At 44.7% G+C, this 15,436-nt stretch carries 18 protein-coding genes; 9 read left to right on the top strand and 9 right to left on the bottom strand.

Going from position 1 to position 15,436, the window contains the following annotated elements; genetic code table 11:
• Positions 1-18 precede the first annotated feature (18 nt).
• The gene (locus tag ABD943_RS05925) at positions 19-1,377 is read right to left on the bottom strand and encodes a Na+/H+ antiporter NhaC family protein (RefSeq protein ID WP_345292259.1); all 1,359 of its coding nucleotides are present in this window, start codon (positions 1,375-1,377) and stop codon (positions 19-21) included.
• Between the two features lie 104 nt (positions 1,378-1,481).
• Here ABD943_RS05925 and ABD943_RS05920 point away from each other — a divergent pair, with 104 nt between their 5' ends.
• Positions 1,482-1,700 carry a YheV family putative zinc ribbon protein gene (locus tag ABD943_RS05920; protein WP_345292258.1) on the top strand — a complete coding sequence of 73 codons (219 nt, stop codon included), beginning with the start codon at positions 1,482-1,484 and terminating at the stop codon, positions 1,698-1,700.
• On the opposite strand, the gene ABD943_RS05915 is transcribed toward ABD943_RS05920, so the two are convergent.
• The 6 genes from ABD943_RS05915 to ABD943_RS05890 all read right to left on the bottom strand — a co-directional run bounded on the left by ABD943_RS05915 (position 1,695) and on the right by ABD943_RS05890 (position 7,799).
• Positions 1,695-2,930, bottom strand: coding sequence for a heme biosynthesis protein HemY (locus ABD943_RS05915; RefSeq protein ID WP_345292257.1), 1,236 nt, complete (start codon positions 2,928-2,930; stop codon positions 1,695-1,697). The genes ABD943_RS05920 and ABD943_RS05915 overlap by 6 nt on opposite strands.
• Positions 2,927-4,192: a uroporphyrinogen-III C-methyltransferase gene (locus tag ABD943_RS05910; protein WP_345292256.1), complete on the bottom strand. Its 1,266-nt coding sequence runs from the start codon at positions 4,190-4,192 to the stop codon at positions 2,927-2,929. The genes ABD943_RS05915 and ABD943_RS05910 overlap by 4 nt, the downstream gene beginning before the upstream one ends.
• A 66-nt stretch (positions 4,193-4,258) precedes the next feature.
• Positions 4,259-5,005 (bottom strand): uroporphyrinogen-III synthase, encoded by a 747-nt coding sequence (locus ABD943_RS05905; protein WP_345292255.1) that lies wholly within the window; start codon positions 5,003-5,005, stop codon positions 4,259-4,261.
• 13 nt (positions 5,006-5,018) lie between these two features.
• A complete protein-coding gene (hemC, locus tag ABD943_RS05900) occupies positions 5,019-5,948 on the bottom strand; it encodes a hydroxymethylbilane synthase (protein ID WP_345292254.1) in 930 nt (309 codons plus the stop codon).
• Positions 5,949-6,040: 92 nt separating this feature from the next.
• Positions 6,041-6,739, bottom strand: a complete 699-nt coding sequence (locus ABD943_RS05895) for a LytR/AlgR family response regulator transcription factor (RefSeq protein ID WP_345292253.1) — start codon at positions 6,737-6,739, stop codon at positions 6,041-6,043.
• A gap of 22 nt (positions 6,740-6,761) precedes the next feature.
• A complete protein-coding gene (locus ABD943_RS05890; protein ID WP_345292252.1) occupies positions 6,762-7,799 on the bottom strand; it encodes a sensor histidine kinase in 1,038 nt (345 codons plus the stop codon).
• Between the two features lie 193 nt (positions 7,800-7,992).
• On the opposite strand from ABD943_RS05890, the gene ABD943_RS05885 reads away from it, so the two are divergent.
• From ABD943_RS05885 to ABD943_RS05875, 3 genes are all read left to right on the top strand, one after another.
• Positions 7,993-9,657 (top strand): putative bifunctional diguanylate cyclase/phosphodiesterase, encoded by a 1,665-nt coding sequence (locus ABD943_RS05885; protein WP_345292251.1) that lies wholly within the window; start codon positions 7,993-7,995, stop codon positions 9,655-9,657.
• A 105-nt stretch (positions 9,658-9,762) separates the two neighbouring features.
• Positions 9,763-10,335: a hypothetical protein gene (locus tag ABD943_RS05880; protein WP_345292250.1), complete on the top strand. Its 573-nt coding sequence runs from the start codon at positions 9,763-9,765 to the stop codon at positions 10,333-10,335.
• Between the two features lie 27 nt (positions 10,336-10,362).
• On the top strand, positions 10,363-10,866 hold the full coding sequence (locus tag ABD943_RS05875; protein ID WP_345292249.1) for a hypothetical protein: 504 nt from the start codon (positions 10,363-10,365) through the stop codon (positions 10,864-10,866).
• Positions 10,867-10,898: 32 nt separating this feature from the next.
• Here ABD943_RS05875 and ABD943_RS05870 read toward each other — a convergent pair whose 3' ends face one another.
• Positions 10,899-11,576 (bottom strand): alpha/beta hydrolase, encoded by a 678-nt coding sequence (locus ABD943_RS05870; protein ID WP_345292248.1) that lies wholly within the window; start codon positions 11,574-11,576, stop codon positions 10,899-10,901.
• A gap of 30 nt (positions 11,577-11,606) precedes the next feature.
• Complete coding sequence (gene cyaY, locus ABD943_RS05865; RefSeq protein WP_345292247.1) at positions 11,607-11,942, bottom strand: iron donor protein CyaY; 336 nt, start codon at positions 11,940-11,942, stop codon at positions 11,607-11,609.
• A gap of 132 nt (positions 11,943-12,074) precedes the next feature.
• Between cyaY and lptM the strand changes: the two genes are divergently transcribed.
• Genes lptM through ABD943_RS05840 form a run of 5 tightly spaced genes read left to right on the top strand, consistent with a single transcriptional unit; the run spans position 12,075 to position 15,381 of the window.
• Positions 12,075-12,248 carry an LPS translocon maturation chaperone LptM gene (lptM, locus tag ABD943_RS05860; protein ID WP_345292246.1) on the top strand — a complete coding sequence of 58 codons (174 nt, stop codon included), beginning with the start codon at positions 12,075-12,077 and terminating at the stop codon, positions 12,246-12,248.
• Positions 12,245-13,075: a diaminopimelate epimerase gene (gene dapF, locus ABD943_RS05855; protein ID WP_345292245.1), complete on the top strand. Its 831-nt coding sequence runs from the start codon at positions 12,245-12,247 to the stop codon at positions 13,073-13,075. Before lptM ends, dapF begins: the two co-directional genes overlap by 4 nt.
• 54 nt (positions 13,076-13,129) lie before the next feature.
• The gene (locus ABD943_RS05850) at positions 13,130-13,792 is read left to right on the top strand and encodes a DUF484 family protein (protein ID WP_345292244.1); all 663 of its coding nucleotides are present in this window, start codon (positions 13,130-13,132) and stop codon (positions 13,790-13,792) included.
• A gap of 16 nt (positions 13,793-13,808) precedes the next feature.
• Positions 13,809-14,705, top strand: coding sequence for a tyrosine recombinase XerC (xerC, locus tag ABD943_RS05845; protein WP_345292243.1), 897 nt, complete (start codon positions 13,809-13,811; stop codon positions 14,703-14,705).
• A gap of 4 nt (positions 14,706-14,709) precedes the next feature.
• Positions 14,710-15,381: an HAD-IA family hydrolase gene (locus ABD943_RS05840; protein WP_345292242.1), complete on the top strand. Its 672-nt coding sequence runs from the start codon at positions 14,710-14,712 to the stop codon at positions 15,379-15,381.
• Positions 15,382-15,436 lie beyond the last annotated feature (55 nt).

Here is a 15,436-nt window from a genome sequence, read left to right as displayed (position 1 = left end):
ACAAATTAAAATTCTTAATTACTGAAAAATACCAAAAATAATATACAGCACAATACTGATTCCGCCAGCGGTTAAGGCATATGGCAACTGAGTTTTAACGTGATCCAGTAGATCACACCCGGCGGCCAATGACGAAATCACGGTGGTGTCGGAAATCGGTGAGGCATGATCGCCAAATACGGCACCGCCCAACACAGCTCCTAGCACCAAGCTTGGCGAAATGCCTAAGGCTAACGCTAGTGGAATAGCGATGGGGATGAGTATCCCGAAGGTACCCCACGAGGTTCCTGTGGTAAAAGAGATAAAGCCTGCAAGGACAAAAATTAATGCAGGAATAAGCCACAGCGGAATAAATTCGCCAACAGCCTGGGCCACAAATTCGCCGGTTTTTAAATCACCCATAGCGGACGATAGCGCAAAGGCAAGCAGTACCAAAGTAACTAAAGGTAAGAGATTGCCGAGTCCTTTAAAGCTTTGTGCCATTAGCTCTTTGGTTGGCTTTTTGGCGTCGAAACGCAGCAGGGCGAATGCTAGAAGTGTGGACAGAATCACTGACCAAAGAACGGATTCAGAGCCAGAACCCTTACGCAAGTCACCATCGCCGGTGATAAACATAAAGACCAGAATGCTAACAACCATGAAGACAAGCGGTAGCAGCATGTAACGCTTTTTGGTGGCTTCTGGCAATGATTGCTCGACTGGCTCGGTTGTCTCGATGGTTTGCTCCATGGTTCGCATGGGGCCATGAACTTTGGTGCTGTATACGGTGTAGAAAACGATAAGCAGGGTGACGATAGCATAGAAGTTTAGCCCGATACTGCCCAACATGACTGAAGTTGGGTCGGTGACGGCGGTTTCTTCGACGTAGCCCAAAATGGCTGCGCCCCAGCCGTTAAGTAGGATGAGAACGCTGATCGGCGCACAGGTTGAGTCAATAATGTAGGCCAGGCGCAAGCGGCTCATTTTAAATTTATCAAAAAGGGCTTGCGACGAAAGGCCAGCAGTCAACACACTCATGTTGGTATCAATAAAGATTGAGCTGCCCAGAACCGTCGGTAGCATGCCTGCTTTGCGTTGGTTATTAACTAAACTTCGTTGTGTTAGCCAGTTAACCAAGGCTGTAACACCACCGGATATTTTGATCAGCTGGATCAGAGCGCCGATTAGCAGGCTAAACATTAAAATACGGGTGTTATACGCGCTGGAGAAGACATTGATGATCCGATCAACAGTATCGGTAAAGGCGTAAACTGGATTGCCGCCGACGAAAATTAGCGAGGCGGTAAAAATAGCCAACAGTAAGGCGATGGTAACTTCACGTTTCCAGATGGCAAAAATAATCGCCACGATAGGCGGTAGAATGCTTAACCAGCTCATAGGTATGTGTTTTTATGTTAGACTAGTGGGCCTAAACGTCTCTTTTTAAGAGGCGAAAAATCAGGGTCGAAAAAGCACCTTATAGTAATCGGTCAGTAAATTCAATGAACCATAAAACTACGCCAAAACGTTTCGTCGCTGGCGCTCGATGTCCCGAGTGTAAAGCGATGGACACCATTGTCTGTTTTTACCAAGATGACGTTTTCATACGGGAATGTGTGGAGTGCGATTTTGTGGAACGTATTACGGATGATGAAACGGTGGAAGCTGAGCCGAAGTCGAGTGTAACTCCGGCTCAGGTGATCAAAATTAAAGAGTTATAGCGTTTTATCTTCCGGATGTTGTGCTGGCGAAAGTTGCGGTATGGCATCGGGCTGGATCAGGTTGGCTAATCCTCGATGATACTCTTCTTGCTCTTGGATTGGGTGGCCTAACTCACGATAAGCTTGCCCTAAATAATAATGAGCTTCAGCGGTCGGTTTTTGTGCGATACTTTGCTCAAGATAATTTTTAGCTTTGCCCCATAATTGTGCGCGTAGCGACAGCTTTCCAAGCGCGGTTAGTAAAGTTGTATTTCCCGGTTTAATCTTCAGCCAAGACTCAGCGGTGGCGAGTGTTCGCGATGGCTCTTCACTTTGAATATGGCCATAAAGCTTGGCCAGAGGCTCTTGCCACTGATGCTTCATCGAGTCTTTGATGTGTAATTCCAACTGATCGTATTGATGATGTTTGGCCAAAATCTCAGCATAAGCCAGCTGTGTTTGTGGGCGCTTACGAACATTTTTCGGCAGTTTAAGCCACTGATCATTAACTGCAGGAAGTCCTTCACGTTGAGCTTTAACACTCAGCAGCTCAGCCCAAGCGATGACCTCAAGATCATCCAGACGCTCAGGAGAGTAAACGCGGTACTTACGCAGTTTTGGCAATAACTCTAAAACTTGTCCCCATTCAAATAGACGCGTGTAGAGTTGATGCAACAATTTAAGCAGGTAAGGGTGGTGCGGTGACATCTCGCGAAGATGGGTCAATGTCGCTAATGCCTGTTCAAACTGGCGGTGCTGGATCTGCAATTGAGCTTGCGTTAAGCCAATCGCAATATGGGCATCGGGTTGTGCTTTGGCCGCTGCTTGCAGGTACTGGTCGCGGCTTTTATCGTCGTCCTGTTCTTGTGCAGCGCGGGCGGCGGCGAGATAGTTGATCAATTTGGTGTCTCGGAATTTAGCGCCCTTAATTAATAAATCTTCTGCTGTTTTCCAATGACCTTCAGCCAGCGCAATCATGCCGTCGATGGTCTGCTGGCGAGCTTTACGCAAGTTGCGATCGCCAAACCAGCCGACAGTAATATTGCTGGTTTTGAGAAGGTAGCGCACGAGAATCCATAGCACCCACAGCCCAAAGAGTGATAATAAAAGCAGACCTAGCGCAAAATTGTTTTTAAATTCGATCGCTGTCTGATCAAGTAAAATATAGGTTGAGCCAGGAACATTGCTGATTAATGGGCCCAAGACGAGGCCACCAAAAAGCGCGAGAAGAATAACCCACTTCAATTTCATGATGATGGCTCCTCGTCGTTGGTGGTGTCTTCTGAGTTATCTTGCGATTCTAACCATTGATTCACTTTTTGTTGTGACAGCTGGCTTATCAATTGGTAAGACTGCAACGATTGTGGCAGATCCAGTTCAACCGAGCGTGCAAGCAGCTCATCAATTTGCTCCAAGTAGGCCTGTGTCGTCGCTGGCTGTTGTTTGAAGTATTGTTCAACCCACTGCTTAACATTGAGCAGATTAGACTGATACAAAGTCTGGTTACTCTGCAGTGCCGCTAGCTGGGCTGTTTGCAAATTAAGCAGTATATTTTCGCGTAAAAGTCGATCTTTTTGCGGGCTGATAAAAGGTTGGGCAGACTCGTCGAAATGATGAACCGTGTAGTATTTGCTTGCGGCATTCGACAGTGAATTTTTGAAATGCTGCCAACGGGAAGTTTCTTCGTCACTGTTAGGCGCGTCTTCTATGTGCGACTGACTATCAAGCTGAATGCTGGCAAGCTCTAGCTGGTTGAGATTGGTTTTTAAGGTCTCAAGCGAAATGGCAATGCCTTCGATATCGAGGTTGCCACTGGCTCGAACCGCGTTGATGTCGTCGCTGATGGCTTGGCGAATTCGCGTTAATGAGCCATCATTAAATTCAGCAAGCTGTGCGTCGGCGGCTTGTAATAACGCAATAATGGAAGCGGCGTCATCAGTAAAGCTTAATTTGTAAGAAGCTTCGCGAATCAGATATTCAGCTTCATTCAGCAGCCAGTCTTGTTGCTTTTCCGAGCTTAAAGCCTGAAATTTACGTTGCGTAGTGCGTAACTGGTCTTGCAGTTGGCTGATATAGCGCTGGCTTTGCTCCAATTCAGTAGACAGTGTCGTCAGTTGTCGAGATTGCTCGGAGAACCTTGATTGAATGCGGCTTTGCTGTTGCGAAAGCTGTTGCTCAATGTGATCGATACGATCAGCTTTTTTGAGATTAGTTTGATAGTCTTGCCACTTTTGCCAGCCAAAATAAACGGCGTAACCAATGGCGGCAAACAGGATCAAGAATATAAACCACTTAATTGGCCCAGTGCCTGATTTACCACTACTCCGTGGTTTTTTGGGAGGCTTATCGGCAGCCTGATCGGAGCCCTTCTCTGGCTCATCAAACGCAGAATCTGCTGCCGCTTGATCGGCCTCTGACGTTTTTTGATGGTCCTGAGTGGTATCAGTCGATGGTTGAGATTGCTCCTCTAGACGAGGCTCTTGTGATTCTGTCTGGTTGTCCTTATTGCTCATCGGTGCTTTCTCTAGTTATGAATTCATGGTTATGGATGAACCAACGCTTTGTTCTACATCATGACGTTAAGTTACGCTATTTCGCCATAAAATACAGCTTTTTACTAAGGCAGTATTTGAAGCATTTTCTGCAGTATAACAATTTGTAAAGCCAAATTGTTGTGCGATTTGGCTGATTCTTTGACTGCCACTAATGATAGTGACATCTCGGCGTTGTTGTTGCTCAGTGATCTGCTGTGCGACTAACTCCATGAGCTGGCCGCTAGTAACGACGATTGCGGTGGCTTGATCGACAGGTTGAAGCCGGTGTTGAGTGGTATGACGCTGATACACAGGAAGAATGGATAAATGTCCTTCCGAGAAATACTCTTGTAATAACGCTCTGCCTTGATTGCCGCGAATTAAAAGGGTGGCTTGTGTTGCAAGTTGATGCTGACCTAAGAGGGCAATTATGCCTTCACTGTTCGGTGTCGTAGGAACCATGGCCTCGATACCAAGTTGAGCAAGGGCATCAGCGGTCGCTGAACCAACGGCAATAATCTTTTTGTCGGCACTGAGTTGATGTAGGGATGCTTGCTCTGCTTCAGAAAAGACCTCGAAGCAAAAGTTAACCGCTTGGCGGCTGATAAAAATCCAAGTTTGAGACTGCTTTAGAAGTATCAGCCGTTGGTCTTTGTCGTAACTGCTGTCAGGCTGGAAATCAATTAAGGGACAGTGAATACAGAAAAAATTCTCAGGCTCTAATTCACTGCACAACGCCTCACCAAAGGGTGAGGGGCGAGTGACAACAATTTTCAGCTGAGTACTCACCACCAGAAAACCAGGGTTACGCGTCAGTACCCAAGGCTGCGATCATCTCTTTAGCGCCTTGAGCGAGTAATGAATCAGCAACCGTTTGACCAATAGCCTCAGCATCGGTAAGCGCGCCATCAGCGGTCGCTTCAATCATCTGGTTATCGATTCCGCCGACTAAAGCCCGCAACGACAAGTGGCCATCATTAACCGTAGAAAAAGCCGCAATCGGAACGGAGCAGCTGGCTTGAAGGGTTTGCGTGATGATACGCTCAGCTTTAACTCGAAAAGCGGTTTCATCATCCTGCAAAGGCGCCAGCAGTTGATCAAGTTCAGGGCTGTTGGTTCGAGCTTCAATACCGACAGCTCCTTGTCCAGGAGCGGGCAGTAATTGCTCGGGTTCAAAACGACTGGCAATACGATCAGCCAGTTTCAATCGGATAAGTCCCGCTGAAGCAAGGATGATGGCATCGTATTGACCCATATCCAACTTAGATAAGCGTGTGCCGACGTTACCGCGTAAATCGGTAATGTGAAGATCGGGGCGCAACGCCAATATTTGCATTTTTCGGCGTAAGCTTGAAGTACCGATAGTGGCGCCAACCGGCAGATCTTCTAAGGTATGATAGTTATTTGAGACAAAAGCATCGCTAGGATCTTCGCGCTCACAAATGACCTTCAGTTCTAAGCCTTCTGGAAAGCGATAAGGCACATCTTTCATTGAGTGAACAGCGATATCAGCCCGATCCTCCAGCATGGCCTGCTCTAATTCTTTTACGAACAAGCCTTTACCACCGATTTTACTTAAGGGAGTACCCAAAATTTTGTCGCCCTTGGTGGTCATTGGCACTAACTCTACGCTCAGCCCAGAATGAATGGATTGTAGTCGTTGCTGGATATATTCTGCTTGCCAAAGAGCCAGTGGGCTCTGTCGAGTGGCGATACGAATGGTTGATATGCTCATAAAAAATGGTCGGTTAGATGAGACCAATAATTGCTACGAAATTTGGTGCAAGTTTAGCATAAATTACGCCAAGTTCGCCTAATTTCAGCCTGTTAGTCATCGGAAGATTGTAAAAATTGACGGACTTCAGTTTGATGGCGACGACTGATGACTGGCTTGGTATCGGTATGGCGCAACAGCGCGACATATTGGCCATCGTCTTGTTCAATACCATAGAAGTGCAAGCGGTTGATTAAGGTCGAGCGGTGAATGCGCAAGAAGTGCTGTGCGAAGCGTGTTTCCAGATCTTTTAGGCTCTCATTGCTGAGTAGGGTTTTTTCAGCCAGATGAATCTCGACGTATTTTTGATCCGAATGTAAGAACAGAATGTTTTTCAGTAAAACTTTGCGCACTACCTCGCGCTCACGAACCGTAATAAAGTCTTCTTGCTCTTGAGGTTTAATCAGCTTCGATAAAGCTTTAGCAAGGCGTTCTTTACGGATCGGTTTTAACAGGTAATCAGTGGCGTTAACATCAAAAGCTTCTAATGCGTATTGATCGTAGGCGGTGGTGAAAATAATTTTCAGTTGAGGGAAGTCATCGCTGAGAATTCTTGCTAACTCGACGCCATTCATGACGGGCATGGAAATGTCTAAAAACACCAAATCTGGGTGGTGCTGCTGGATCAATGAGAGTGCTTCCTCGCCATTACTCGCTTCGGCGACAACCGTTAGTTCAGAGTAAGTCTTAAGCAATCGATGAATACGTTGGCGAGCAGGTTGTTCGTCATCAACAATGATCGTTTTTAACATAACTAGGCGTTCCCCGGTACGCTTACAGTTGCTTTGGAATTTTTAAGATACAGTAAAACTCGGTCTGTCCTTGATGATACGAGAGTTGCGCTTTATTACCATAGAGCACTTCTAATCTCTGTCGAATATTGTTTAAAGCCATCGAGTTTCCTTTATGTGCGATAGCATCTGAAGGTGGCAAAGGGTTGGTGATTTCCAACTGAATATGCTTTTGATAACTGATTCCCTTAATGCGAATAGTACCGCCTTGGGGATGTTTTTGAATACCGTGATAGACCGCATTTTCAAGCAGTGGTTGAAGTAGCAGAGGCGGAACCAAAAGATTGTCAGCAATATGATTGACCTGCCACTCAACGTGCAGTCGATCCCCCAGTCTTTGCGTTTCAAGACTGAGGTATTGGTGACAGAGCTGCTTTTCTTCGGAAAAAGGAATTAACACATCTGAGCGTTTCATGCTGGCTCGAAAAATATCGGCCATGTCTAAAATCATGTGTTCCGTCTTTTCCGGATCGACCGCCGCTAGGTTCGCCAGCGTATTAAGGCTGTTAAATAAAAAGTGCGGACGAATGCGCGACTGTAATGCTTGGACTCTCGCTTCGGCTTCAGAGCGAATACGACGGACGCTTTCTTCTTTTAGGTAAAAATATCGGAACAGTACGCCACTAACGATAAAGGCGATAATAATATTACGCAGCAAAAACCATAACGATGGCTCTTGGCTCAAGTAAAAGCTGATCAATAAGCTGTAACACAGGGTTACCAATAAAATGACCCCAATAGCCAAGCTCGAAAAGCGTTTAAGGGAAAGTTTTTTTAACGTTTTCGCCGGAAGGTAATGCCTTAAAAAACACAAGGTTCCTAAGCTGGTGAGCGAGACCCATAACACGAATAACGAGTGTAAGCTCAGGTTGTACCAAAAGCCGGTATGCCACTGTGGAGTAACTAGGCTTAGCAATAATGCTAGTAGTACACTGGCAATAATTGTCAGGTATACCGTGGCTGCCTGACAAAAATCAGGGAGCTGAGTGGCGTTGGACTGTGTTTCAGGCTCATCATTCATGAGACTAATAGTCGCTTAAATCGGTAAAAAAATCCACACATATGAATAGAGAGTGATAATTAACCCTTTGAAAATAAGCATGTTTTTATAGCGCAAAGGGTTGTAAAGGCTGAAACATGGATCTAGTATGGTATTAGTAGCAGTGTTTCTCATAGCTGAAGGATGCTGCTCAGTTGCCATTAGGAGGTTGGTTATGGAAGCCCCTAAAGTCCTAGACTGGGTAGAACGGCACAAAATAATAATTCGCCGTTTAATGATTCCACTGATAATAACTTTGGCCGCGCTTGTCTATCTGCTGGTGTTCTTCACCGGCGGCATTAAGTATGTCTATTCACATTCCATGTATATCCCGATTTTACTCGCGAGCTTAGTGTTTGGCACTAAGGGCGGTATCGCCATGGCAATAATGGCTGGCATTATACTTGGTCCCTTTATGCCGATTGACGTCGTGAGTGGTGAGATGCAGGAAACAGCTAATTGGCTATATCGAATGGGCTTTTTTGTCTTAATCGGTTCGCTAAGTGGGTTTGCTAGTGATTGTGTTATTAAATATACCAAGCGTTTACATTGGTTATCAAATTACAACCCAACCACCAAACTGCCAAATCGTCATGCCTTGTTTAAGGATATGGAGCGTTTGGAAAAAGGAAGTAAAACCGGTGATGAGATCATTTTAGCGGTTGTTGCGATCGACAATATTTTAGAACTGAAATCTGTTTTCGGCTTTGGCGTGATTGATGATGCTACGCGTCAGATGGCCCGTCGGCTAGCGCTAAATGGTGGTGACGATATTTATCATACGGATTCAGCGCAAGTCGCTATGGTTTTAGACAAAGGCGATATCACTAACAAACGGTTTCTAGATAACTTGAGTGTGTTACTCAAAGAAGCCGTGACTTATAACGATATTTCGGTACATATTGAAACTCGTGTTGGGTATGTCAGTTTTAATCGTGTCGAACAGGCTCCTGAGGTTTATTTGCATCGCGCTGAGGCGGCACTGTCTTTAGTTCAAGAAAAGTCCGTTGACATGACTGCATTTAACCCTGCTATGGCAACGCAAAAAGAAGCAAATATCTCGATACTAGGAGAATTGCAAACTGCCATTAATGATGAGCAGTTACTGTTTTATTATCAGCCAAAAATCGACTTGAGAACTGGAGATATTTGTAGCGCAGAAGCATTGTTGCGCTGGCAACACCCGCGGCGAGGCTTGTTGACGCCGGGTTCGTTTATCGCTAGAGCTGAACAAAGCACCTTAATTCAAACCATTACCGAGTTCGCACTAAGAGAAGCGATTAAGCAGCACAAAGTCTGGAGTATGCAGGGAGTAGAAATCCCCATTTCAGTGAACATCTCCACTCGAAACTTGCTTCATCCTCAATTCCCACAAATAGCAATGAGATTATTAAGAGAATATAAAGTGGATGGGAAGTGGATTGAGCTGGAAGTCACCGAAGGGGCGCTCGTGGTGGATATGGAGCAGGCAATAGATACACTCATGCAACTAGCGGAAGCGAATTTCTCAATTTCGATTGATGACTTTGGTACCGGTTACTCCTCGTTGCAATACTTGCATCGACTGCCAGCTTCACTGATTAAAATCGATCAGTCTTTCATCAAACGCCTACCGCATGATAAAGGCGCCGTGTATATTGTCGATGCTGCGGTAACCCTAGCCCAGAAAATGGGGGTCAAGACCATAGCCGAGGGGGTAGAAACATTGGAAGTCTATGATTACCTAAGACAAACCGACTGTGATATGGCTCAGGGATACTTCATCTCCAAGCCGATACCACAAGATAGATTCAGCCGCTGGTTCTTAAATCAAAACGGAACCTATGCCAGTTTGGGGTGAGGTCTTGTCGAGAATTATGTCTCATTTATGAATTTAAGATAAATATAAGGTTGAGTGTTAAGGGAATGTAACGTATAAAATAAAAAAATTTGTGAAGGGAAGCACATGGCAACGAAAAGTGGTAAATATTGGGTCACTTGGGCGAACTCAAACGCACTCAATAGCAATTCAATTTCAGATTTAGATTCAACATTCCAGCCAAAAATAAATGCATTCATAAAAGCGCTAAAGGATGCAGGTGCAACGGTCACAGTATCAACAACCAAGCGTAGTCCCAAAAGAGCTTACTTATTTCATTGGTCATGGAAAATATCACAAGGAAAGTGTAAACCCCAAGATGCAAAAAGTATGGTTGGGGTAGATATTGATTGGGATCACGGCGATGCGGCTAAAAGCAAAGCTGGAGCATTAGAAATGGTTCGTGGTTTTGGCTTAGCTGTTCCACCTAGGAGTGTTTTTCCTCCGTCATTGTCGAGCAATCATATCCAAGGAAAAGCCATTGATATGACCATTAATTGGAAAAATAACCTTAAAGTTAAGAAAAAAGACGGAACAGTAATGACGATCGCATATATGCAAAATGTTAACGGTAATAGCATGTTGCATAAATTAGGCGAGTCATACGGTGTTAAAAAGCTTAAGTCAGATGCGCCGCATTGGTCATATAACGGGAGATAGAGTTTGAGATTCGTAATTATTATAGTAATGGTGCTTTTGACAGGGTGTCAGGATGACCGCTCTGCAGGTAAAAGTGGATATAAACTAGCTTGGTATCATGGTAGCTGTGTCGCTATTAATGAAGGGTTACAATCAGATAACCATATCTTTTTAGTAACCAACGACCAAAATTATGTGGAAGTAATCGCCCGAGGCAAAGCTTCGGAAGAGTCTTGCGCACCTTTGATTGGGGATAGAGGGCAAGCTAATCTCGCTGAGGGTTATGTGTTCTACCAAGTAAGATCTGTCAGTGGCCTGGATCTAAAGGAAGAAAACCTCGGTGTTGTAGTCGTAACAACTGAAAAAAATATCACCCAGGGGCTAGATGTTAACGATAATGGGATGTCGGATAAATTCAGTTACTGTACTACTTCAGAAGGTATGAACTTTTATGCATGGGATGATAAGACTGGCGAGCAAAAGCCGTTCTGGCAAGAGTATTATTATCTGGGTTATGAGGTTGAATCCAGCTGCAAGTTTGCTGCACCGTGATCATAAGGCATGATCACGGCAAACCGAAACCCTTAAAGTATAGTTTTTAAGAAGCTCCCCAAAGCTTGTATCTCTTCTAAGCAAACCGCGTGGGCCATCGGGTAATCTTGCCAGCGAACGTCAAAACCATTCTCTTGCAGTACTTTGGCACTGTATTGACCGCGCTGCATTGGTACAACGGGGTCTTGAGAGCCGTGAGCCATGAAGATAGGCGTTGTGTTATTCGCTTTGGACTGCTCATCAACGAGGCTTTCGGGCATAGTGAGGTAGGTTGATAAGGCAACAATGCCAGCCAGCTGATGGCTGATACGAGTCGCTAGATGTAATGCAATTGCCCCACCTTGCGAAAAGCCAGCCAACACGATCTTATCGCTTGGAATACCGACATGAATTTCGGCATCTATAAGCTTTTCGACCAAGTTTGCAGACTGGCGCACCCCTTCTTTATCTTCTCGGTTAGCTAAGTCAGCATCGCGAATATCGTACCAAGCGCGCATTTCATAGCCGCCGTTGATGGTGACTGGCATCACTGGGGCATGTGGGAACAGAAATTTCACACCAAGCTCTGCTGGCAGTTGAAGCTCAGGAACAATCGGTTCAAAGTCATGCCCATCAGCGCCAAGGCCGTGTAGCCAGATAACGGTAGCTTTGTGTTCTGCTGAAGGGTTTACTGTGACGCAAGGTAATAATTCTGAGTGTGATTGGCTCATAAATATCCTAAAAATCTTTAATTGATACGGTTATAGGTCGAGCGAAAGTTCAACCGTTTCGCCTGACTGCTGACTTAAGACTCGGTTTAATAAGATTTCAAGCGGCTCTTGTTCTTTATCGGTCTGCCACTGTTGGTCTTTCCAGTCTAAATGATAACCACCATCTTTGGCGGCTAACCATAGCTGCTTCAGTGGCGTCTGACGGTTAATAATAACTTTAGTGCCGTTTTCCAGCGTGATGGTTAAAATGCCGCCACTGGTTTCGTAATCGATATCCAAGTCGTCGAGCTCATCTAAAGCCTCTTCGATGGCAATGATGGTCTGATCCATCTTGTCGTTAAATTCAGATTCAGTCAGCGTACTCATAAAATGAACCTATTGCGTCTTAATTGGCTGAATATTGTGCCAGATGTGAGGTTGATTGCAATCTTGCTTGCAGTCAAAACCAAGCTATTGCAAGATAAGACATATTTTCCGAGAAAAAAGATAATGATGACGATGAAACGTGTACGGCTGCTGGGATTAGCGAGCTTGACCGTATTGATCTTGGCCGCTTGTGGGCAGAAAGGACCTTTGTATATGCCTGAGGAAGAGCCTGAAAAAAGCTCAGAAAATCAAAAACCTGAACCTGATGAAGTGAATCAAGACGAGCATCAAAAGGAGGCTCCATGATAGTCCCTTTTACCAAAATGCAAGGTATCGGTAATGATTTTATGGTGGTGGATGCGATTTCACAGCCAGTGTATTTGAATCAAGGTCAGATCAATCAATTAGCGCATCGCAACTTTGGTATTGGTTTTGATCAGCTGTTGATGATTGAAGCACCGCAGCATCCCGAAGCAGATTTTCACTTTAGAATTTTCAATGCGGACGGCAGTGAGGCGGGACATTGTGGCAATGGAGCGCGAGCAGTTGCTAAATATGTCCGTCAAAAAGGATTAACCTGGAAGCGTGAGTTGAGGTTATCGACCAATACGGCGACCATGAGTACGGTGCTCGAAGATAATGGTTTGATTACCATTAATATGGGCAAGCCTCGACTAGAGCCTGAGAAAGTCCCTTTACGTTTTGCTGAGCAAGCGGATAGCTATATGATCGACGCTGAGGGCATTCGTTATAAAGTAGGCGCAGTATCGATGGGAAACCCACATTGTGTGTTACAGGTCGAAGATGTGGATGTGGCACCGGTGGAAAAAGTCGGGCCTATTCTCAGTAATCACAGTTATTTCCCAGCGCAAGCAAACGTGGGATTTATGCAAGTGGTTCAAACGAATGAAATCAAACTAAGGGTGTTCGAACGTGGAGTCGGCGAGACGTTGGCTTGTGGTACCGGCGCGTGTGCTGCAGTGGTTGCTGGTCGCTTGCAAAATCTACTTGATGAAAAAGTAAAAGTGACATTGCCGGGTGGAAGTTTATGGATCCGATGGGCAGGTAAAGGGCATCAAGTGTATATGACCGGCCCAGCTAAGGTGGTTTTTGAAGGTCAAATTGATGTTTAATCCAGGCATTGTTTTTAACAATGAATGTCGTTAAGAAGTGAATGAGAGAGAAAGATGGGCAAAGCTGCTGAAGACTTAATACGAGTGGAAGGAAAGATTGCAAATTACTTGGAAAAAAATCCGGAGTTTTTTGAGCGCCATCCGCAGCTCTTGGAAGAATTGAAAATTAACCACCGGGTTTATGGTTCGGTATCTTTAGTTGAGCGTCAAATTTTGAATTTGCGACAACGAACAGAAACCATGCAAAGTCGCCTAAACGAAATGATGGACAATGCTCATGTGAACAGTGAGCTTTTAGTCAAGTGTTCGGAGCTGGCGGTCAATGTGATTCGAGCAGAAAGCAAGCAGCAGGTTATCGATATTTTGATCGAACAAATGCACGATTATTTTGATATTGATGACTGCCAAGTCTGGCTTTGCAACAATAAAGACAACCTGGAAAAAGTACAGGCCTCAGATATTGATACACTGAGAAAATTTACCGACCAACAATTTATTCAAGACGACCCAGTCTGTGGGCGAGTCACCGAAAGCATCGCACAACTTTTTGAAAGCGATAAACCGCTAGAGTCTTATGCGCTGATTCCTCTAGGCGAGGGTGCAGAAGTCGGGATTATTGCGTTAGGTAGCCATAACGTCGAGTTGTTCACGGCGGATATGGGGACCTTGTTCTTGCGCTTCATTGGAGATGTAGCGGAAGCCTGCTTAACCAAGTAGGCTAAGCATAACCCCCATGAAAAAAGTGGTGAAAGAGTATTGCGACCGACTATTGCATCAGAAGCAATACTCGGAGCATACGGTTTCGAATTACCAGCGCCAGATTTTAGACTTCACGAACTATATCCAAGAAAGAGTTTCTGATTGGCAGACCGTCTCCAGTCAAGATATTCGACTGTGGATGGCGCATCATCATCGAAACGGAGCTTCTGCTGCGACCATAGGATTAAAGCTATCTTCGCTGCGTGGTTTTTTGGATTACTTGGTCGCGCAAAAAACAATAAAAACGAACCCAGCGATAGGTTTACGAGGCCCGAAAAAAGCGAAGCGCCTTCCGAAAAATATTGACGTTGATAGTCTCAATCATTTTATTGATAGTCTGCCTGAAAAAGAGCCGATAGAAATCCGTGATAAAGCAATGATCGAACTGTTATATTCAGCGGGAATTCGTTTGACAGAATTGTCGTCTATGGATCTAGATTCAATTAGTTTCAGCGACCAAACGCTTCGAGTGTTAGGTAAAGGTCGAAAAATTCGTGAAGTGCCGTTCGGCAATGCTGCTTCTAAATTATTAAAAAAATGGATCAAAAGCCGTGTGGTATTTTTAAAAGACCACAAGGAGAAAGCGTTATTTTTGAGTAGCCGAGGCCAGCGTTTAGGCAACCGAGCTATTCAACAGCGTTTAAATTATTGGGGCAAGCGTCAAGGTTTAACCGATGTCTTGCATCCTCACAAATTGCGCCACTCTTGTGCCACTCATGTTTTAGAGTCGTCGAGTGACTTGCGTGCTGTACAAGAGTTACTCGGTCACGCCAGTATCGCGACGACGCAAATCTATACCCACTTAGATTTTCAACATCTCGCGAAAACCTATGACGCGGCCCACCCAAGAGCGAAAAAGAAAAAAGATTAAAATTGTGCAAGACATTCAAGAACAATTAAGAGCCATAGATTGGGCAAAAGTTAAAGTGGTCAGCTTTGATCTCGATGATACCTTGTGGGATAACTCAGGCGTTATAGAAAAGTGTGAGTCTGAGTTGTATGATTTTTTATGTCGAAACCATACCGTATTTTCAGAGCATTATTCTAAAGAAGCAATGCACCGAGTATCAGAACAATTAATCGCTCAAGATGTACCACATTTTGAGAATATGACGACCTTACGTAAAGCTGTCATTGAACATATGTTATTAGAAACCGCTGGTGACTTAAACTTAGTTAACCAGGCGTTTGGCGTGTTTTACTATTGGCGCAATCAGATCCAAATCCCAGCGATGACTTATCAGCTCTTAGAAACACTGAAGCAGCGTTACAGCCTATTCGCGGTGAGTAATGGCAATTCTAATTTATACTGGTTAGGGTTGATGGACTATTTTGAAAAGCATTTTATTGCGGGTATTGATGGACGCGCTAAGCCATCAGCAGACATGCTGCATAAAGTGTGTGAGTTAAAAAACATCACGCCACAAGAGTTGCTTCATATTGGTGATAGTCATGCAACAGATATCCAAAGTAGTATCAACGCTGACTGCCAACATTTACACATTGACTATCGCCAGATAGAGGCATTCAAAAACTTCTTAGATTGACCTTTATGAACCACTTCACTTATATTCAAATAAAGGCCTTTATCGAGAAACGTCT

Source organism: Kangiella marina (assembly GCF_039541235.1).
Classification (GTDB): Bacteria; Pseudomonadota; Gammaproteobacteria; order Enterobacterales; family Kangiellaceae; genus Kangiella; species Kangiella marina.
The sequence above is the reverse complement of the archived record's forward strand: the minus strand, read 5'-3'. Positions and strand labels throughout refer to the sequence as shown.